The sequence below is a fragment of the Suttonella sp. genome, from assembly GCF_056855035.1.
Genome location: NZ_JBXGGR010000047.1, coordinates 22,799 through 40,704, shown reverse-complemented (window position 1 = coordinate 40,704; position 17,906 = coordinate 22,799). Strand labels below are relative to the sequence as shown.

General features: G+C 51.2%; 20 protein-coding genes and 1 pseudogene. 15 read left to right on the top strand and 6 right to left on the bottom strand.

What is annotated here, in order from left to right; all coding sequences use genetic code 11:
- A pseudogene (locus ACJHVI_RS04580) lies at nucleotides 1–111 on the top strand (IS982 family transposase); the annotation flags it as partial.
- Nucleotides 112–218: 107 nt separating this feature from the next.
- On the opposite strand, the gene ACJHVI_RS04575 reads toward ACJHVI_RS04580, so the two are convergent.
- The 3 genes from ACJHVI_RS04575 to ACJHVI_RS04565 are packed head-to-tail and all read right to left on the bottom strand — an operon-like array spanning nucleotide 219 to nucleotide 1,715.
- Nucleotides 219–545: a DMT family transporter gene (locus ACJHVI_RS04575; protein ID WP_483183456.1), complete on the bottom strand. Its 327-nt coding sequence runs from the start codon at nucleotides 543–545 to the stop codon at nucleotides 219–221.
- Nucleotides 546–863 carry a DMT family transporter gene (locus ACJHVI_RS04570; RefSeq protein ID WP_483183455.1) on the bottom strand — a complete coding sequence of 106 codons (318 nt, stop codon included), beginning with the start codon at nucleotides 861–863 and terminating at the stop codon, nucleotides 546–548.
- 24 nt (nucleotides 864–887) lie between these two features.
- Nucleotides 888–1,715 carry an outer membrane protein assembly factor BamD gene (locus tag ACJHVI_RS04565; protein ID WP_483183454.1) on the bottom strand — a complete coding sequence of 276 codons (828 nt, stop codon included), beginning with the start codon at nucleotides 1,713–1,715 and terminating at the stop codon, nucleotides 888–890.
- Between the two features lie 46 nt (nucleotides 1,716–1,761).
- Between ACJHVI_RS04565 and rluD the strand changes: the two genes are divergently transcribed.
- Nucleotides 1,762–2,733 (top strand): 23S rRNA pseudouridine(1911/1915/1917) synthase RluD, encoded by a 972-nt coding sequence (rluD, locus tag ACJHVI_RS04560; RefSeq protein WP_483183453.1) that lies wholly within the window; start codon nucleotides 1,762–1,764, stop codon nucleotides 2,731–2,733.
- A gap of 58 nt (nucleotides 2,734–2,791) precedes the next feature.
- Here rluD and xth read toward each other — a convergent pair whose 3' ends face one another.
- Nucleotides 2,792–3,553 carry an exodeoxyribonuclease III gene (gene xth / locus ACJHVI_RS04555; RefSeq protein ID WP_483183458.1) on the bottom strand — a complete coding sequence of 254 codons (762 nt, stop codon included), beginning with the start codon at nucleotides 3,551–3,553 and terminating at the stop codon, nucleotides 2,792–2,794.
- A 90-nt stretch (nucleotides 3,554–3,643) separates the two neighbouring features.
- Between xth and ACJHVI_RS04550 the strand changes: the two genes are divergently transcribed.
- The 13 genes from ACJHVI_RS04550 to ACJHVI_RS04490 all read left to right on the top strand — a co-directional run bounded on the left by ACJHVI_RS04550 (nucleotide 3,644) and on the right by ACJHVI_RS04490 (nucleotide 15,926).
- On the top strand, nucleotides 3,644–4,372 hold the full coding sequence (locus ACJHVI_RS04550; RefSeq protein ID WP_483183452.1) for a 16S rRNA (uracil(1498)-N(3))-methyltransferase: 729 nt from the start codon (nucleotides 3,644–3,646) through the stop codon (nucleotides 4,370–4,372).
- Nucleotides 4,366–6,108 carry a sensor histidine kinase gene (locus ACJHVI_RS04545; protein ID WP_483183451.1) on the top strand — a complete coding sequence of 581 codons (1,743 nt, stop codon included), beginning with the start codon at nucleotides 4,366–4,368 and terminating at the stop codon, nucleotides 6,106–6,108. The genes ACJHVI_RS04550 and ACJHVI_RS04545 overlap by 7 nt, the downstream gene beginning before the upstream one ends.
- A gap of 11 nt (nucleotides 6,109–6,119) precedes the next feature.
- Nucleotides 6,120–7,721 carry a sigma-54-dependent transcriptional regulator gene (locus ACJHVI_RS04540; RefSeq protein ID WP_483183450.1) on the top strand — a complete coding sequence of 534 codons (1,602 nt, stop codon included), beginning with the start codon at nucleotides 6,120–6,122 and terminating at the stop codon, nucleotides 7,719–7,721.
- Nucleotides 7,721–8,707 (top strand): UDP-N-acetylmuramate dehydrogenase, encoded by a 987-nt coding sequence (gene murB, locus ACJHVI_RS04535; RefSeq protein ID WP_483183449.1) that lies wholly within the window; start codon nucleotides 7,721–7,723, stop codon nucleotides 8,705–8,707. The genes ACJHVI_RS04540 and murB overlap by 1 nt, the downstream gene beginning before the upstream one ends.
- Nucleotides 8,697–9,350 carry an HAD family hydrolase gene (locus tag ACJHVI_RS04530; protein ID WP_483183448.1) on the top strand — a complete coding sequence of 218 codons (654 nt, stop codon included), beginning with the start codon at nucleotides 8,697–8,699 and terminating at the stop codon, nucleotides 9,348–9,350. Before murB ends, ACJHVI_RS04530 begins: the two co-directional genes overlap by 11 nt.
- Nucleotides 9,347–9,712, top strand: a complete 366-nt coding sequence (locus ACJHVI_RS04525; protein WP_483183447.1) for a gamma-butyrobetaine hydroxylase family protein — start codon at nucleotides 9,347–9,349, stop codon at nucleotides 9,710–9,712. The genes ACJHVI_RS04530 and ACJHVI_RS04525 overlap by 4 nt, the downstream gene beginning before the upstream one ends.
- Nucleotides 9,705–10,466 (top strand): bifunctional demethylmenaquinone methyltransferase/2-methoxy-6-polyprenyl-1,4-benzoquinol methylase UbiE, encoded by a 762-nt coding sequence (gene ubiE, locus ACJHVI_RS04520; RefSeq protein WP_483183446.1) that lies wholly within the window; start codon nucleotides 9,705–9,707, stop codon nucleotides 10,464–10,466. The genes ACJHVI_RS04525 and ubiE overlap by 8 nt, the downstream gene beginning before the upstream one ends.
- An 8-nt stretch (nucleotides 10,467–10,474) precedes the next feature.
- On the top strand, nucleotides 10,475–11,080 hold the full coding sequence (locus ACJHVI_RS04515) for a ubiquinone biosynthesis accessory factor UbiJ (RefSeq protein ID WP_483183445.1): 606 nt from the start codon (nucleotides 10,475–10,477) through the stop codon (nucleotides 11,078–11,080).
- Nucleotides 11,077–12,687 (top strand): ubiquinone biosynthesis regulatory protein kinase UbiB, encoded by a 1,611-nt coding sequence (ubiB, locus tag ACJHVI_RS04510; RefSeq protein ID WP_483183457.1) that lies wholly within the window; start codon nucleotides 11,077–11,079, stop codon nucleotides 12,685–12,687. The genes ACJHVI_RS04515 and ubiB overlap by 4 nt, the downstream gene beginning before the upstream one ends.
- Nucleotides 12,684–13,817 carry a MalY/PatB family protein gene (locus tag ACJHVI_RS04505; protein ID WP_483183444.1) on the top strand — a complete coding sequence of 378 codons (1,134 nt, stop codon included), beginning with the start codon at nucleotides 12,684–12,686 and terminating at the stop codon, nucleotides 13,815–13,817. The genes ubiB and ACJHVI_RS04505 overlap by 4 nt, the downstream gene beginning before the upstream one ends.
- Nucleotides 13,814–14,737, top strand: coding sequence for an ABC transporter ATP-binding protein (locus ACJHVI_RS04500; protein ID WP_483183443.1), 924 nt, complete (start codon nucleotides 13,814–13,816; stop codon nucleotides 14,735–14,737). The genes ACJHVI_RS04505 and ACJHVI_RS04500 overlap by 4 nt, the downstream gene beginning before the upstream one ends.
- Before the next feature lie 90 nt (nucleotides 14,738–14,827).
- Nucleotides 14,828–15,100 (top strand): RNA recognition motif domain-containing protein, encoded by a 273-nt coding sequence (locus ACJHVI_RS04495; protein WP_483183442.1) that lies wholly within the window; start codon nucleotides 14,828–14,830, stop codon nucleotides 15,098–15,100.
- A gap of 328 nt (nucleotides 15,101–15,428) precedes the next feature.
- The gene (locus ACJHVI_RS04490) at nucleotides 15,429–15,926 is read left to right on the top strand and encodes a hypothetical protein (protein WP_483183440.1); all 498 of its coding nucleotides are present in this window, start codon (nucleotides 15,429–15,431) and stop codon (nucleotides 15,924–15,926) included.
- On the opposite strand, the gene ACJHVI_RS04485 is transcribed toward ACJHVI_RS04490, so the two are convergent.
- Complete coding sequence (locus tag ACJHVI_RS04485) at nucleotides 15,923–16,576, bottom strand: 4'-phosphopantetheinyl transferase family protein (protein WP_483183439.1); 654 nt, start codon at nucleotides 16,574–16,576, stop codon at nucleotides 15,923–15,925. The two genes, ACJHVI_RS04490 and ACJHVI_RS04485, sit on opposite strands and share 4 nt — an antisense overlap.
- Complete coding sequence (locus ACJHVI_RS04480) at nucleotides 16,569–17,906, bottom strand: ABC transporter ATP-binding protein (RefSeq protein ID WP_483183437.1); 1,338 nt, start codon at nucleotides 17,904–17,906, stop codon at nucleotides 16,569–16,571. Before ACJHVI_RS04480 ends, ACJHVI_RS04485 begins: the two co-directional genes overlap by 8 nt.

Genomic DNA, 17,906 nt, shown 5'->3' with positions numbered 1-17,906 from the left:
CGTTCAGAGAAGGGATTTTTGTTGAATCTGATTTCTGGATTAACGGCATATTGCTTGTTTGCGTATAAGCCGCAGATGTTTGGGAAGAATGCTTTGGCGGCTGCTAAATAGAGGGGGCTTATCCCGAACTCAGGTTAGTATAAGGCGAGCCAACACCGTAATACTTTTTCAATTCTTCGACTATATGCCATAAGCAGGCTAAAAATAGCTGTTATTATTTATGCTTTGGGCGCAGACAGTTTCATCACGATGACGCCGCTGACAATCATCGCAGCGCCGAGCCAACGTCCGAATGAGGCGGCATCGTTAAAAAAGACGATGCCGATTAAAAACGCGCCCACTGCGCCGATGCCTGTCCAAACGGCATAGGCGGTACCCATGGGAATTTTTTTCTGCGCAAGAAAGAGCAGGTAGCCGCTGGCGGCCATAAAGCCTGCGGCTATTAATAAGCCTAGCAGCAAATAGCCGTCGTTTTGCGCCAGTTTCAAGCCTAAAGGCCAACCGATTTCCAATAATCCGGCGGCAAGCAGAAATGCCCAATGCATTTAGCCCGCCAATTTCATCATAATGACACCGCCGATAATCAGGCAGGCGCCGAGCCAGCGTCCCCAATGGCTGTTGTCTTTGAAAAAAACGATGCCGATTAAAAACGCACCTACTGCGCCGATGCCTGTCCAAACGGCGTAAGCGGTGCCCATGGGAATGCTTTTTTGCGCCAAATAAAGCAGAAAACCGCTGATGCCGAGAAAAGCGGCGGCGATGGCGGTGCCGAGTAGGCGTTTGCCATCTTGTTGAGCGAGTTTTAAGCCCAGAGGCCAGCCGATTTCGGCGATGCCGGCGCTAATTAAATAAATCCAAGCCATTGGGAAGAAAAATAAAATGGCGGTTTAAATTTTCGGCTTGGCGTTGACGCGTTGCCAGAAAGAGGGCTGTTTGTGTATGTCGCCGTTGAGGTAGTGCCGGATTTCTTTATCTTGCAGTTTGTTGGCAAAGTTCAGGCGCAGCACGGCTTCGGCATCTTGCGCGAGGGCGGTTTCGCCCATTTCGCGATAGGCGCGGCTCATGGCGGCAAGGGCGTAGGGCGCGCTTTGGCTTTGTTCGTATTCTTCCAATACTTGTTTGTAGCGGTTAATGGCGGCGATATAGGTGCCGCGGCGCAGGTAGTAATTGGCGACTTCCAGCGTGTGTTCGCCCAAGAGGTTGTGGATGAAGATCATGCGCGCGCGCGCGTCTTCGGCGTATTCGCTTTGCGGGTATTTGTCGGCGACTTCGGCAAAGGTGTTGAAGGCGGTTTTCAGCGCTTCAGGGTCGGTTTGCGAGAGGTTGGTCGGCATCAGGCGGTCGAAGAAGGAGACGTTGCGTTCGTATTCCACGACGCCGCGCAAGAAGAGGGCATAGTCCGCATAAGGGTGCTGCGGATAGGTGTGCAAAAATTCGTTGAGTTTTTCGATGGCTTTGTCCGGCTCCGAGTTTTTGTAATGCACGTAGGCGATGTCGAGAATGCTTTGCTGTGCTAAAGAGCCGTAGGGAAAGCGCGCCAGCAGTTTGTCGTAGTAATCTACGGCGGCGGTGTAGGAACCGCTTTCGCGTTCTGCTTTGGCGGCTTCGTAGAGCTGGTTGGCGCTCCAGCCGGTGGTGTGGTCTTGTTTGAGTGAACTGCAGCCAAAGAGAATAGCTGAAGCGGTGCTGAGCAGAATAAAATGGCGCACTCGCATGTAGAAACTCCGTTACAATGAAAAGCCCTATTATAAACGTTAAATTATGGATAAACACAGCCCCAGCGTATTACGCGAGATTTCTCATACGGTCGGCGCCGATGAAAACGGTTTGCGCGCCGACCAAATCCTTGCCGCCGCCTTTCCCGAATATTCTCGCGCGCGTTGGCAGGCGGCTTTGAAGGCGCACAGTATTTTGGTCAATCAACGCCCTGCCAAGCCCAAGCAGGTTTTATTTGCGGGCGATGTGATTAGCGGCGGTATCGAGGAAGAGCAGCAGACGCAGGATTTGCCGCAGGATTTGCCGCTTGAAGTCGTATTTGCCGATGAGGATATTATCGTCATCAATAAGGCGGCGGGCATGGTCGTGCATCCGGCGGCGGGCAATGCCGACGGCACTTTGCTCAATGCCGTGCTGCATCATTTTCCCGCTACCGTCCAATTGCCGCGCGCCGGCATTGTGCATCGCTTGGATAAGGATACCAGCGGTTTGATGGTGGTGGCGCATTCTCTGCGCGCCCACACGCATTTGGTGCGGCAGCTGCAAGAGCGCGAAATGGGGCGGGAATATCTCGCTTTGGTGCATCGCTATGTTACCGCCGGTGCGACGATTGATCAGCCGATCGGACGCCATGCGAGCGACCGCCTGAAAATGGCGGTACGCAGCGACGGACGTGAGGCGATTACGCATTACCGCATTGAAGAACGCTTAGGCGATTTCACGCTGCTGCGAGTGAAATTAGAAACGGGGCGCACGCATCAAATCCGCGTGCATTTATCGGAAAACCGTTTTCCTTTAGTGGGCGATACGCTTTACGGCGGGCGGCTGATTCCGAGCAAGCAAACGGCGGAAGCGGCGCGCGAAGCGGTGATGCGTTTTCCGCGTCAAGCCCTGCATGCGCAAAAATTGGCTTTGCTGCACCCTGCGACGGAAGAATGGCTGGAATTTGAATGCGAACTTCCATCCGATATGCAGGACTTGTTAGCGGTATTGCGGGCGCAGCAGGGCACGGAATAAGTCCGTTTTATAGCTTCTTCAGATTAAAATGATACACTTTAATCTGAAGAGACTATATTTATTGGATTTCCACCCAAGCAGGTGCGTGGTCGGAGGGGCGTTCTTGTTCGCGCGGCGCCATGTCGATATTGGCGTCGATGAGTTGCAGCGCGGGACTGATTAAGGTCAGGTCGATGCGCAGTCCCAGATTGCGCCGCAGTCCGCCCATGCGGTAATCCCACCAGCTGAATTGCTGCCTTTCAGGGTGTCGGGCGCGAAAGGCGTCTGTCAGTCCCAAATCGAAGAGGGCTTGCAAGGCTTGGCGTTCGGGCGCGGAGCAGAGGATTTTGTCCTGCCATGCCTTGGGGTCGTGTACGTCAATATCGGCAGGGGCGATGTTGAAATCGCCGATGACGATGAGTTTCGGATACTCTTGCAGCAATCGGGCGACATAGGCTTGCAGTTTTTCCAGCCAGCCGAGTTTGTAGTGATATTTTTCATCGCCGACGGCTTTGCCGTTCGGCACATAGAGATTCAGCACCCGCAGATCGCCGTAGCTGGCGGCAATGGCGCGCGCTTGCGGGTCGTCTTCGTTATTCGGTATGCCGCGCACGACATTTTCCGGCGCGCTTTTGCTGATGAGGGCAACGCCGTTATAGGTTTTTTGTCCCTGTGTAACGATATGCCAGCCGGCTTGAATGAAGGCTTCGCGTTTGACCGCTTCGTCGGTTTGTTTGAGTTCCTGCAAGCCCAGCACGGCAGGGGGATGGCTTTCGAGATAGTCCAGCACTTGGGCTTGCCGCACGTTGAGGGAATTGACGTTCCAGCTCACGATTTTCATAGGCATAAGATAATTCCTCGTAAATACGTTAAAATGACGGATTGCATTTAATCATGATGAAACATTAATGACAATTTCTAGGACGGTCTTATGCGTTTAGTGCGCCTGTTTCATTCGCAGCCGCCGCCGCTCGGGCTGAATTGGCTTGAGGAAGCGGCGGCGCATAAGGTCGGCAAGGTACTGCGGATGCGCGTCGGCGATGCGGTGGAGCTGGTCTGCGGCGATGGACGCAATTATCAGGGCGTTATCGCTCAATGCGATAAAAAAGCGGTGGCGGCGGAGATTGTCGCGATTGCGGATAATTCCTGCACGCCGACTTTGCCCCTGCATCTGTATATGGCTTTGATTAAGGGTGAGCAGCAGGATTGGGTCTTGCAAAAGGCGGTGGAATTGGGCGCGACGGCGATTGTGCCGCTGATGACGGCGCGCAGCGAACGCGAATTATCCGCCGAACGCTGGCTGAAAAAACAGCAGCACTGGCAGGGGATTTTGACGGCGGCGGCTTTACAATGCGGACGCGCGGAATGGCCTGTCTTAAGCGCACCGCAGCCGCTTGACGACACACTGAGCGCTCCTTGCGCTCTTAATATTATGCTTAGCCCGCATGATGAGGCGGCATTACAATTGCCCCAGCAGATAGACTCGGTGGCGCTGATGATTGGTCCCGAAGGCGGTTTTACTGCCGAGGAAGTGGCATTGGCGCGCGGCAAGGGTTGGCAGACGCAGCTGCTCGGCAATAGAATTTTGCGCGCAGATACGGCGGCGGTGGCGGCAATAACGGCGGTTCAGTTAAATTATGGAGAATTCAAAACATGGTAGAGCGTTTGGTGCGTGAACGTAATGTGGTGATTACGCCGAATAATCCCGTCTTAACGGGGTCTTTGGTGGAATGCGAGAGCCTGCGTTATCGCCGCCGTATTATGCATGTTGCCAATATGATGCGCTTGGTCTTTGCGCTCTTGTGCGTGATATTTGCGCCTTTACTGCTTTCAGGCAAGATGCAGTTTATTTGGTGCAGCGAATTTGTAGAGCAGAACACGATTTTGCTTTTTGGCTGCGTCTATATCGTCTTATTATCCTTAATCACTTTATACAGTTTGCGTGGCAAGGGCGACGAAGGTTTATTTTTGGTTAATGCCTTAGTCGATATCTTTTTCGCCGTCTTGTTTTTGGTGTCTTTGGATTTGAAGGAAAACTGGCAGTGGCTGGCGCCTTTTATGTTGGTTAGCCTTGCTTTGTCATTATTGACATTAAATATTTTCGAATGTGCCTGCTATGCCTTTTTTGTGTTTTGGGAAGTGGTTTTAGTGTATTTGCTCTGGTCTATGGAACGTTTGAATTTTGTCGGCGCCAATGCGAAAACCATCGGGCAAAGCGCTTTTGATTTGTGGAGCAGGCATGACGGCGAATTGATCGGCATGTTGGTGGTGTGTGCGGTACTGAGTTTGATTTTGTTCCTAGTCGGCTATTTGGCGAATAATGCGCGCGAAAACGGCATCATGGCAAAGCTCAACCGCACTTTTTACGAACAAAGCCGCAGCTTGAACGAATCGATTATTGCCGAAATGCCCAGCGGCTTGATTGTGCTGAACGTGCGCAATGAAATCGTGGCGATGAACCGCATCATGCGCGAGCGCTTTCGGATTAGAAGAGAGGAATCAATGCCCCTGACGCTCAAGCAATTAAGCCCGCTATTGGCGCGGCAGTTGGCGCGTTGGCTGGATTTAAAGCACAATGATTTGCAGCCCCTGAATTTGTTCGGCGAAAACTACACCGCCACTTTCACGCCTTTGCCGATTACCGGCTATTCGCCTTTGATTATGATTTCTTTAGAAAATGTGGAATCCAGCTATCAACGCGTACGCGAAACCAGACTGGCATCGCTGGGACGCTTAACCGCCGGCATTGCCCATGAAATCCGCAATCCCCTAGGCTCGATTCAAAGCGCAAACGAATTGCTTGCCGAAGGGCGTCCAGAGGATGAGAAACTGCAAAGTTTATGTCATAAAATACAGTCCAACAGCCGCCGTATTAATGCCATTATCAGCGATATTTTGGATATGTTTACCGACCGCCCCAGTTCTCCGCAGCTCTTGGCCTTAAACGATTTTCTGCGCAACAGTATCAGCAATTCGCGCAATGACAACGATTTGGAGCTGACGCCGATTAGCCTCGACGCGGAAGAAACCAAAGAATGCAGCGTGTTTTTCGATCCTGGTCATTTGGGACAGATATTGCATAATTTGATGCTCAATGCGATGAAACACGGCGGGCGCAAAGATATAGAAATTATCGTGCAAACCCATCTCGGCGAAGGCGGACGCAGCATTTATTTGGACGTGATTGATAATGGTCGCGGCGTGCCAGAAAATTTGCGCGAACGGATTTTTGAACCTTTTTACTCTTCTGACCGCGAAGGAACGGGGCTGGGTTTGTATTTGGTACGGGAAATGTGTCTTGCCAATCAAGCACATATTATTTATGTGCATAGAGCGCAGGGAGCGAGTTTCCGTATCATTATGGAACGTTATTTGATAGAAGACGAGGATGTCTGAGGAGAAGAACAATGAGCTCTCAAGCCTTAATTATTGATGATGAACGCGATATTTGCGAATTGGTAGAGATGGCGCTGACGGCGCAGGATATTGTCTGCGACAGCGCATACAGCGTGAAAACCGCGATTAAGCAGCTCAAAGAGAAAGCTTATGATGTGATTTTCTGCGATGTGCGCCTGCCCGACGGCGACGGCTTGGATTTATTGCTGCATATCAACAAACACTATCCCGAGACACCGGTCTGCATTATGACGGCGCACGGCAATATGGACATGGCGATTAAGGCCTTGAAAATGGGGGGCTTTGATTTTATCAACAAGCCTTTTGAACTCAAACAATTGCGATTGGTCTGCGCGGCGGCGCTGAAGGCGGGCAAAAAACATAAGCCGCAGGAAGCGGCAAAACCTTCGGCAGCTGCGAAAACTAATGCCGCCAAAACAGCGGCTAAGGTAGCGGAGCCGGATGCTTCCAATGGCGGCGGACGGCGGCAGACGCATTTGATCGGCGAATCGCCGCAGATGGAAAAAGTGCGGGAAATGATTGCGCGGGTGGCGAATTCTCAGGCAACCGTCTTTATTCACGGCGAATCGGGAACCGGTAAGGAAGTGGCGGCGCGTGCCATTCACGAGCAAAGCAGTCGCAAGGATGGGCCTTTTATCGCCGTAAACTGCGGCGCAATTCCTGAAAATCTGGTGGAAAGCGAGTTTTTCGGCTACAAAAAAGGCGCATTTACCGGTGCGAATCAGGACACCAACGGTTTATTTGTGGCGGCCAGCGGGGGTACTTTGTTTTTGGATGAAGTAGCGGATTTGCCTTTGGCGATGCAGGTCAAATTGTTGCGTGCCATTCAGGAGCGGGCAGTACGCCCCATCGGCAGCGACCGCGAAGAAAGCATCGATACGCGCATTATCTCCGCCACCCATCATAATTTGGCGGAAAAAGTGAAGAAAGGCGAGTTCCGCGAAGACTTGTATTACCGCCTCAATGTCATCGGCATCGATTTGCCGCCTTTGCGCGAACGGCAAGGCGACATCGCTTTATTGGCGCATTTTCTGCTGGCGCGTATGGCGCGCAATGCCGGCTATCCCGAAGCACGCTTTTCGCCTGCCGCCTTTGAAAAACTCTGCGCCTATCATTTCCCCGGCAATGTGCGCGAACTGGAAAACGTGCTGGAGCGAGCTTTGACCTTTATGAACGGCGACACCATAGAGCCGGACGATATTCGCCTTGCCAGCGCCTTGCATACGCCCGCCAATCATCTGGTGGTGGAAAACGAATTTGATTTCGGTTTTGACGGCTTTGCACAAAGCAATGAAAGCGCAGTGCCGGCAAAAAATACCGCCTCATCTGCCGAGGGCGGCAATCAAACCCTTGTCAGTCCGGCATTTTGGGATCCTGAGACTAACGTAGCTTCGAGCAAAGAATTTGTCGGCGAAACCCATGACGATATGTTTATGCCCAATGATTTGGAGCAATATATGGAAGACCTCGAACGCCAGCTGCTCGTCAAAGCCCTAGAAGAATCGGGAAATAACAAGACGCGGGCGGCGGAAAGTCTCGGCATCAGCTTCCGTGCCATGCGTTATAAATTGAAAAAATTAGGCATCGAATAATGAAAACCCTGCACGCCGTCGATTTGCAAAGCCGCCATACTCTTGCTGCCCCTGCCTTTGCCAAAACCTTGATTGAGCTGGAAAACCCTGAAGAAGCGGCGATTTATCAGATAGGCGACCATATTTTAGGCGGCGGTAGCAATACGATTATTGTCGGTGAAATTGCGCAGCGCCTTGTGCAGCCGCGTTTTGCAGGGATAGAGATAGTCGAGGAAAGCGCAGACAGCGTACTGCTGCGCGTCTTGGCAGGCACAAACTGGCATGATGCGGTGCAATGGGCGGTCGGGCAAGGTTACTACGGCATTGAAAATCTCGCCTTGATTTACGGCATGGCGGGTGCGGCGCCGGTGCAGAATATCGGCGCTTACGGGGTGGAAATCCGCAACTGCTTGGCAGCGGTGGAAGCCTATGATGCCCTGCAGCAGCAATTTGTGCGGATTGCGGCGGCAGATTGTGCTTTGAGCTACCGCAACAGCCGCTTCAAGCAGGATTGGAAAGGGCGTTTTTTGATTACGGCAGTGCATCTGCGTCTGCACAAGCGTGGAGAATTGCAACGGCAATACACCGGCATCAGCGAAGAGGTGCAAACACTGCCCGAAATGTTCGCCCATATCTGTGCCTTGCGCCGCAGTAAACTGCCCTCGCCTGAGCGGCAGCCCAATGTCGGCAGTTTTTTCCATAATCCGCTGATTAGTCCTGCGCGGTTTGCTGCCTTGAGCGCGTGTTTCGGCGCCATACCGCATTATGCGGCGGGCGAGGCGGTGAAAATTCCCGCCGCTTGGCTGATTGAGCAATGCGGCTTTAAAGGCAGGCGAATTGGCAACATTGAAATGAGCGCCCGACATGCCTTGGTCTTGGTCAATCATGGCGGCAGCGGTGCGGAGATTTTGCAGTATGCCGAGACGGTGCAGGCGGCAGTGCGCGAAGGTTTTGAGATTGAATTAGTGATTGAACCGGATATTTTAGGAGCAAAGAATGGCGATTGAAGCAGTGGCTTTTGATAAAGATGGCGTGATTTTTGATTCCGAACGCGTTTATGCGCGCGGCTTGGAGCAGGCGGCGGCGGAATTCGGCGTGGCATTGCCGGCGGATATTCATGCGCGCCTAACCGGCGTGAGCGCCGACCAAAGTTATGCCGTATTGCGGGAATATTTCGGCGAGCGGACGGAGAGTTTTATCGAAGAACATTGGCTGTCGCTGGTCTATCATCTCTTGGAAACGGAGGATTTGCCCTTTATCCCCGGCGTGGAGAGCTTGATTGAAAGCCTGCATGCGCAGGGCTATCCGCTGGCTTTGGTAACTAACGATTTTCAGGAAAATCTGCTGCGCGATGTGAATCATACTCGCCCCGATTTGCTGCAATATTTCTCGGTGGTAATTACGCGCGATGACGTCAAAGACCCCAAGCCGCATCCGGAGCCTTATCAAAAAGCCGCCGCCTTATTGGGCGTGGCGACGGAGCAATTATTGGTGATTGAAGATTCCGATACGGGCGCGGAGGCGGCATTGGCGGCCGGTGCGCAGGTATTGCTTTTGGCGCACGGACGCAAGGTTGCACCGGAGATGCAGGCACGTTTGCGCCGTGTGATTGCATCGCATCATGAAGTGATTCGGGAGTTGGGCGCATGATAGCGGCGGAAGTGCCGCAGGAATTGCGTTTGGCGAAAGACGGCAGTAGTTTGACACTTGGCTATGCCGACAAATCCTATACCTTAAGCGCGGAATATCTGCGCGTGTGCTCGCCCTCGGCGGAAGTGCGCGGACACGGCGGCACTTGGACCTTTATCGGCGGCAAACGCGAGGTGCGGATTCGCGACATTTATCCGGTCGGACAATATGCCGTGCGCTTAGTTTTTAGCGACGGACACGACAGCGGCATTTTTTCTTGGGAAGTCTTGCAGGATTTGTGCGCGCATCAGGAACGCTATTGGCATGAATATTTACACGCTCTCGAGCTCGAGGGCAAAACACGGGAGCAAAATAATGAGTGAAACCCATTTTGGCTATCAAAAGATTGATGAAGCGGAAAAAAATGCACGCGTGGGCGCGGTTTTCGATTCCGTGGCGGGCAAATACGACATCATGAACGATGTGATGAGCTTCGGCGTGCATCGTTTTTGGAAGGACTGGTTTGTCTGGCAAAGTGATGCGAAAGCCGGCGAAACGGTATTAGATTTGGCAGCAGGCACCGGCGACATCAGCAAACGCTTGGCAAAACGCATGTGCGGCGAGGGCGCAGGCGCGGATATTCAGGGGCGGCTGATTGTTTCCGACATCAATGCGGCGATGCTGGCGCGCGGGCGCGAACGCTTAATCGGCAAGGGCTGGTTGCAGAATATGGAATTCGTCTTAGCCAATGCGGAGCAATTGCCCTTTGTGGATAATTCTATTGACTTGATTACCATGGCTTTCGGTCTGCGCAATGTTACCCATCAGCAGCAGGCGCTTAATGAAATGGCGCGCGTGCTCAAACCCGGCGGGCGGGTCTTGGTGCTGGAATTCTCGCATCCCAAATCGGCGCTGTTCAGCAAGGTTTACGATTGGTATTCCTTTACCTTTTTACCGCAGATGGGCAAATGGATTGCCAAAGACAGCGAGAGTTATCAATATCTTGCCGAGTCTATCCGCATGATGCCGACCCAATTGGAATTGCAATTGATGTTTGAAACCGCAGGGCTGGTCGATTGCGAATATCAAAATCTGAGTAACGGCGTGGTGGCGATTCATCGCGGCGTGAAGCCATAGGAGCGGCGATGTTGGAGAAATTATTACAGGCTTCGATGCTGGAGCATGCCATCAATGCCGCCTTGAATCTCGATCCGCAGGCGGCGGAAAAATTGGCGGTCATCAATGGGCGGCGCGTGAGCGTGCAGCTGGAAAATATGCCGCAAACATGGCTGTTCGGCATTGACGATGCGCGTTTGTCCTTATTGCAGGAAAGCGAAGCGGCGGTGGAGGTCGATGTGTGTTTGCGCGGCAATTTAGGCGGTTTCTTGCAGCTTTTCCGCGGCGCAGATAAGGCGGCGGATAAGCAGAATAAATTGTATATCGAGGGCGATGTTTACGCCGCGCAGCAGTTTCAGCGCGTGATGGCGGAGCTTGCGCCGGATTTTGATGCGGTGCTGCGTGCGCGTTTGGGTGATGGCTTGGGCGGCGCGGCGGCAAGCGCTTTGCAGATGCTGCGCAGTCAGGGCGAGCGCGCCAAAGAAAAAGCCGAATCTTGGTTGCAGGAATTTGTGCAGGGCGAGGCGGGTTTTGTCAGCCAAGCGGAATTTGCCCTGCAAACAGCGGAGCTGGAGCGTCTGCAGGCGCGTCTGCGTGCTTTGGAAACGCGCCTTTCACAATGGGAATCCCGCTGATGCTGCGCTCAATCAAACGTTTATACGATATTTTCAATGTCGTGATTTTCTACGGCTTGGACGAGTATTTGCCGAAATCGGGACTCTTGCGTTGGGTGCGCTACGGCGCTTATCTGCACCCTGCCCATTATCGGCGCAATCAGGAGGGCTTGAGTCGCGGCGCGCGGCTGCGCCTGAGTTTGCAGGAACTAGGTCCGATTTTCGTCAAATTGGGGCAGACCTTATCCACGCGCCCCGATTTAATCCCCGCCGATATTGCCGCCGAGCTGAATTTGCTGCAAGACCGCGTGCCGCCTTTTGCCGGCAGCGAGGCAAGAGCGATGGTCGAAGAGGCCTTGGGGCAGCCGATTGCGGCGGTGTTCTCGCAATTCGACGATGAGGCTTTGGCTTCGGCATCGGTGGCGCAGGTGCACGGTGCGGTGCTGAACAGCGGCGAGCAAGTGGTGGTGAAAGTGCTGCGTCCGAATGTGGAAAAACAAGTGGCAAACGACATCGGCTTGATGTACGCCTTGGCGCGCGTGGCGGAGAAAAGCCGCGAAGCACGGCGTTTGCGTCCGCTACAGGTGGTACGCGAATTTGAAAACACGATGGCGAACGAGCTGGATTTGATGAACGAGGCGGCAAGCGTTAGCCAAGTGAAAGCCAATTTTGCCGGTTCGCCGATTTTGCATGTGCCGCAGGTGTATTGGCCTTATTGCCGGCAGAAAGTCATGGTGCAGGAGCGGGTGTTCTATCTCAATATCTCGGATATGGCGGCGATGGAAGCGGCGGGAGTTAATAAAAAAGCCTTGGCGGAACGCGGCGTGGAAATCTTTTTCACGCAGGTTTTCCGCGACAGCTTTTTCCATGCCGACATGCATCCCGGCAATATTTTTGTCGATATCGAAGACCCTGAAAATCCGAAATATTGCGCGATTGATTTCGGCATCATGGGATCATTAGCACCTGAAGATCAGCATTATTTGGCGGAGAATTTCCTTGCCTTTTTCAACCGCGATTACCGCCGCGTGGCGGAATTGCATGTGGAATCGGGCTGGGTGCCGGCACATACTCGGGTAACGGATTTCGAGGCGGCGATTCGCAAAGTCTCCGAGCCGATTTTCGGCAAACCGATTAAAGATATTTCTTTCGGCGCTTTCCTGTTCAGTCTGTTCCAAACCGCGCGCCGCTTCGATATGCACATTCAGCCGCAATTGGTGCTGCTGCAAAAAACCTTCTTCAATGTCGAGGGTTTGGGGCGGCGACTCTATCCCGATTTGGATTTGTGGACGACTGCCAAGCCGGTGCTGGAAGATTGGATGAAAAAACAAATCGGACCGCGGGCGGCATTGAAACGTTTAAGAACGCAGGCGCATGAATATATGGATATTCTGCCTAAAATGCCGGTGCTGACCTACCGCCTGATGCAGCAGCAATTGTCGAACGAGCATCAGGCGGCGGAACGCGAACGCAAACAGGCGGCGCAGAGCCGTCAGCTCAGCGCTGCAATTTTGCTGCTCGGCAGCGCGGCATTGTGGATTACGGCGCGGCCGCAGGGCGGACAATTGGCAGCCGTCGTCGCTTTGGCTGCGCTGGGCGTATATTGTTTATTCGGGAGGAAATCATGATAAAAGCGCTGGACAGATGCGGCAGCGATTCTAAAAAATGGCATAAGTACGCCGGCACGGACATTCTGCCGCTTTGGATTGCCGATACCGATTTTGCGGTCGATGACAAGATTCTTGCCGCCGCACAGGCGCGTTTGCAGCATGCGGTATTGGGCTATCCCTATAATGAAGAAGATTATATCGGGGCTCTTGTCGAACATTGCGCCGCCCAATACGATTGGGAAATTGAGGCAGAATGGGTGGTGCCGATTCCGGGCTGCGTGCCGGGTTTGAATTTCTGCCGCGGACTGTCGCAATTGCGCGGCAAGCAGGCGGCAGTTACCGCCACGCCGACCTATCCGCCTTTCTTCAATCAAAGCAAAATGATGCCGGAATTTCGCCATCATTGCGTGCCTGCCCGCTGGGAAAACGGTCAATGGTCGATCGATTTTGCAGGCATGGCAGAAGCAGCGGCGCGCCCCGACAGCGGTTTGCTGATTCTGTGCCATCCGCATAATCCCTTAAGCCGCGTCTATCGCGAAGAAGAATTGCAGGAATATGCGCACATTGCCCAAGCACATGATTTGATTGTCTGTTCCGATGAAATCCACTGCGATTTGATTTTAAACGGCAGCCGCCATCGTCCTTTCGCCATGTTAAGCGAAGATGCGCTTAAGCGCAGCGTTACCCTGATGGCGCCCAGCAAAACTTACAATATTGCCGGTATGTGTGCTTCTTACGCCGTGATTGCCGATGCCGATTTGCGGGCGGATTTTATGCGCGTATCGCAGGGTTTTGCCGATGTGAACGTCTTAGGTCGCGTGATGGCGCAGGCGGCGTATCGCGAGGGCGAGACATGGCGGCAGGCGCAAATCGCCTATTTGCAACGCAATGCGCAGGAGATTGAGCGCCGTATCGCCGCCTTGCCGCCGCTGTCTGTGGCGCCGCTCGAGGCGACCTATTTGGCATTTATCGACTGCCGCGCTTTGCCGGTGGAAAATCCGCAGCGCTATTTCGAGCAGTACGGTCTCGGCTTTGCCGACGGCGCAGACTATGCCGCGCCGGGTTTTGTACGCTTTAATTTCGGCTGTTCTTTTGAATTGGTACAAGAAGCCTTGAACCGTTTGGAAGCGGCGGTCAAAGCCTTATGACGGCGGCGATTGAAATCCGCGATTTGCATAAAATCTATCCGAACGGATTTCATGCGGTTAAGGGATTGAATTTGCGCGTAGAAGCAGGAGATTTCTATTCCCTGCTAGGGCCGAATGGGGCGGGCAAATCCACTACCATCGGCATGCTGACCTCTTTGGTGCGCAAAAGCTCGGGCAGCATTAAGATTTTCGGCATCGATATCGATGAGGATTTTTCAGCCGCCAAACGCTGTATCGGCTTGGTGCCGCAGGAATTTAATTTCAACGTTTTTGAAACCCCGCTCAATATCGTGCGCAATCAAGCGGGTTTTTATAATCTTCCTTACCGTCAAGCCACTGAACGCGCGCATTTTTATTTGGACAAATTGGGGCTGTACAGCAAAAAAGACGAGCAGGCGCGCGCCTTATCCGGCGGCATGAAGCGCCGCTTGATGATTGCCCGCGCTATGGCGCATGAGCCGAAATTATTGATTTTAGACGAGCCGACCGCCGGTGTGGATTTGGAAATCCGTCATGGCATGTGGCAGTTTCTGCAGGAAATGAATGCCGCCGGCACGACGATTATTTTAACCACGCATTATCTGGAAGAAGCCGAGCATTTGTGCCGCCATGTGGGCATCATCAATCACGGCGAAATCGTTTATCAGAATAATATGAAAGACTTGCTCAAAGAATTGGACGAGGAAGTCTTTGTGGCGGATATTGCCGCGCCGCCGGCGTATGTGCCGCAATTATCCGAAGCGGCGTTGCGGATAATTGATGATAGTTGTGTAGAAATTATCGTGCCGCGTGGAATTTCCGGCGGTTTGAATAAAATATTTGCAGAATTAAGCGCTCAAGGCATAACTGTGCTATCCTTGCGCAATAAAACGAACCGTCTAGAAGAATTGTTTTTGCGGCAGGTGCGTGAAAGTGTTTAAAAGAATTTGCCTGCATTTGGGTAAATCCCGTCGAGCTTCGTGCGTGAGTGTTTCGGTTGGTAGAGTTTGTACGCACAAAAAGGATCTGAAATGACCAATATTTATGTCGGTAATCTGTCTTACCGCACCGATGAAAATGAGCTGCGCGAATTGTTTGCTCAATACGGCGAAGTCTCCCGCGCCAGCATTGTTAAAGACCGCGATCACGGCAACCGTTCCAAAGGCTTCGGCTTCGTAGAAATGGACGATGCCGCTGCTGCTCAAAAAGCAATTGCTGAGCTGAATGATAAAGAAGTGGGTGGGCGGAAATTGCGTGTGAATGAGGCGCAGCCGCGTGAAGCACGTCCTCCACGTCGCGATTAATTTTTGCTGGCATAACTAGCTAAAACAGGCGGTGCGTCCGCCTGTTTTTGATTGTTAAGCGATTAGGCAGATGGCTGCCAATTGGAGCTAATCTTATAATACTTGAACTTCAAAATGACACTTAAAGATTACGCATTGTGTAAGTAAAAAGACTCGGAATAGTATTATTTTGAAGTTAAGAGATTATATAGTCTCTTCAGATTAAAATGATACGCCTTAAAACAACATATTTAAATATTTTTCAATATGTTGAAAATTTTTATTGTCTCATTTTAATCTGAAGAAACTATATGACTGAGAATGGCTAAATTTCTAAAGAGAGAACATCATGACTGAAGAAGTAAAATCACAACTCATTGTGCGCGAAGAAGAGATGAGCGTGGGTTATTTGGCAAATGCTTTAAAAGAGGCGTATTACGAAGTCTCAAATATTAGCGAAAACGGCTTTGATGTGGTGATTGCCGAATATCGCGCCAGCATTAAGCTGTTAGAAGATAAAAAATGTATCAATATCCGCTGTGTGGATAGAGTAGGCGAGTATCAGGTGGAATTATTTGCACGTTTGCTTGAAGCGGTGAATGAAGCCAATAGCGAGATTATCAATGTGTGCAGCGCTTTGCGTCATTATGAAGATGAAGAAGATAATCTGATTTTCTTGGAAGTGCAGCAGTATGTGAGTTATCGCAGCGGGTTGATTATGCAGCAATTTATGTATTTATTACGCAGTTTTGAACAGATTGATGTGTGCATCTATCGCGATTATGTGATGAAGGCTTATCGCAGTTATGAAGAAGAAATCGCGGCGAAAAATCGTTTGCTGAATTAGACAAAATCCCATTCTTGGGTGCTGATGTTTTGATTTTTTCCAAGTGTAACCAGCGCTAAAGCAAAAGTAGTGGTATTTGTTTGGAGCCATTGCCCAAAGGTGATTGGGTAAGATTGCGCATAAGCGGTGAAGTGATGTTGAGATAATGGGCATACTTCGATAGAGAGAGGGGTACTCTGTAATCCTGCTCCCCATACTTTGCTTGCTGCTTCTTTTGCTGTCCAAAATTGTGCGCGTGAATGTGTTTGTAGTTTGTTATATTCATGGGATTGTAGGGCAATTTCATCAAATTGGGCAAAATTGCAGTTTGCTTCGTATTCTAAATCAATTCCTAGTGCAGTATGCCAAGCAAGTGCAATGGCAACGTAATCACCGCTGTGGCTGATACTGATATTGGGCAATAAAGGTTGATGCTGATAGGCATTTAAGATTAAAAAAGGAGCACCTTGTTTGTTTTTTTGTATAGATAATTGTTGCGCTAAGCAATTGACATGGGGTGCGGCGGTTTTTCGACAGAGTAATCGTGCCGTTAAAAAACGCTGTCTATCTTCTAAGCGGTAATAAGATTGTGCTTCTTGCCATTCTTTTACTAGGCAATGACGCTCTAATAGTGCTAGCGGGGCTAGTCTGCTCCAATATACCTCAATCATGATGATGTTTGTTTAGGCGGTAAATGTGATTGGCATAAGCGATAAGACTGGGATCGTGGGTGGCGACAATGACTATATTACCTTTATCTGTCAGTTTTCTGAGTTCTTGGCAGAGTTGTTCAGTACTATAGGCATCTAAACCTGAGGTGGGTTCATCTAGTAAGCAAATGTTTCGTTGCGCATAGAGCGCGGCAGCAAGTAAAACGCGTTGCTGCTCGCCAGCAGATAGGGCTTGTGGGTGTTGATGGGCTTGATGCGCAATGGAAAAAACTTTGAGATAGTGTTCTAGGCGTTCTTTGTCTTGCTGATTGAGCTTGCGCTGTGGAAGTGTGATTTCTTCGCAGACCTTAGCAGCAAAGAGTTGGCGCGGTATGTCTTGCATGACAAGGAAGCTGTGTTGCATCAGCTGATTGGCTTTCATCGCTTTGCCATTGAGCATAATGGGGTAGTTGGTTTTGTTGAGCCCTGCGAGTGTGCGCAGTAGTGTGGTTTTTCCGCTGCCGTTGGCGCCAATGACTGCTGTGATACTGCCCCTTGCGCAAGTAAATGGGGCTTGATTGGGCGCATGATAAGATAGTTGGGGCTTAAGCGGTGATGAGGGGAGGGGGCTTAAGAAGGCTTCAGTTGGCGTTTCTTGCCAATAATCTTCGGCCTTTTGATTGCTGATGATGTTTCCTTGTTTCATTGTGATGACACGATGAACAATTCCTTTGAAAAAATGACAGCGGTGTTCGGCAATGAGTATGGTGATGCCACGTTGTGTCAGACTTGGGAGCAAGTTACGCAGTTGTATGATGCTTTCTGTGTCTAAATTTGCGCTAGGTTCGTCAAACAGTAGGATTGGGGCTTTATCCACGAGTGCCGCTGCAATGGCAACACGTTGTCGTTCTCCGCTAGAGAGTGTCCAAAGATTGCGCTCAAGTAAGTCTTGAATATTGAGTGCTTGGCTGTAATGGTTAATATCATGTAGGATTCCTGATGGATTTTCACCTGCGTTTTCCCGTGCAAATGCTAGTTCTTCGCGTACATTACGACAAAAAAATTGCATGCGTGGATTTTGGTAAATCATGCCGATTTGCCGCCCTAATTGATGGATTGGCGTTTGTGCAGGAATATGTTCTGCAATTTTTAGCTTTCCGCTTAATTGGGCAGGATAAATATGGGGAACGATACCGTTTAATGCTCGTAGTAGGCTGCTTTTGCCACAGGCGCTATGTCCTGTGATGAGAATGGCTTCGCCTTTTTCAATGCTGAGATTGATGTTAGATAGGCTAGGGCATGTTTGATGTTGATAGCTAAGACTGAAGTCTTCAATTTCTATCAATGGCAT

Coding starts and splice junctions, on each gene's coding strand:
- ACJHVI_RS04575 (WP_483183456.1), bottom strand. CDS start 545: ATGCATTGGGCATTTCTGCTTGCCGCCGGATTATTGGAAATCGGTTGG.
- ACJHVI_RS04570 (WP_483183455.1), bottom strand. CDS start 863: ATGGCTTGGATTTATTTAATTAGCGCCGGCATCGCCGAAATCGGCTGG.
- ACJHVI_RS04565 (WP_483183454.1), bottom strand. CDS start 1,715: ATGCGAGTGCGCCATTTTATTCTGCTCAGCACCGCTTCAGCTATTCTC.
- rluD (WP_483183453.1), top strand. CDS start 1,762: ATGGATAAACACAGCCCCAGCGTATTACGCGAGATTTCTCATACGGTC.
- xth (WP_483183458.1), bottom strand. CDS start 3,553: ATGAAAATCGTGAGCTGGAACGTCAATTCCCTCAACGTGCGGCAAGCC.
- ACJHVI_RS04550 (WP_483183452.1), top strand. CDS start 3,644: ATGCGTTTAGTGCGCCTGTTTCATTCGCAGCCGCCGCCGCTCGGGCTG.
- ACJHVI_RS04545 (WP_483183451.1), top strand. CDS start 4,366: ATGGTAGAGCGTTTGGTGCGTGAACGTAATGTGGTGATTACGCCGAAT.
- ACJHVI_RS04540 (WP_483183450.1), top strand. CDS start 6,120: ATGAGCTCTCAAGCCTTAATTATTGATGATGAACGCGATATTTGCGAA.
- murB (WP_483183449.1), top strand. CDS start 7,721: ATGAAAACCCTGCACGCCGTCGATTTGCAAAGCCGCCATACTCTTGCT.
- ACJHVI_RS04530 (WP_483183448.1), top strand. CDS start 8,697: ATGGCGATTGAAGCAGTGGCTTTTGATAAAGATGGCGTGATTTTTGAT.
- ACJHVI_RS04525 (WP_483183447.1), top strand. CDS start 9,347: ATGATAGCGGCGGAAGTGCCGCAGGAATTGCGTTTGGCGAAAGACGGC.
- ubiE (WP_483183446.1), top strand. CDS start 9,705: ATGAGTGAAACCCATTTTGGCTATCAAAAGATTGATGAAGCGGAAAAA.
- ACJHVI_RS04515 (WP_483183445.1), top strand. CDS start 10,475: ATGTTGGAGAAATTATTACAGGCTTCGATGCTGGAGCATGCCATCAAT.
- ACJHVI_RS04505 (WP_483183444.1), top strand. CDS start 12,684: ATGATAAAAGCGCTGGACAGATGCGGCAGCGATTCTAAAAAATGGCAT.
- ACJHVI_RS04500 (WP_483183443.1), top strand. CDS start 13,814: ATGACGGCGGCGATTGAAATCCGCGATTTGCATAAAATCTATCCGAAC.
- ACJHVI_RS04495 (WP_483183442.1), top strand. CDS start 14,828: ATGACCAATATTTATGTCGGTAATCTGTCTTACCGCACCGATGAAAAT.
- ACJHVI_RS04490 (WP_483183440.1), top strand. CDS start 15,429: ATGACTGAAGAAGTAAAATCACAACTCATTGTGCGCGAAGAAGAGATG.
- ACJHVI_RS04485 (WP_483183439.1), bottom strand. CDS start 16,576: ATGATTGAGGTATATTGGAGCAGACTAGCCCCGCTAGCACTATTAGAG.
- ACJHVI_RS04480 (WP_483183437.1), bottom strand. CDS start 17,906: ATGCCATTGATAGAAATTGAAGACTTCAGTCTTAGCTATCAACATCAA.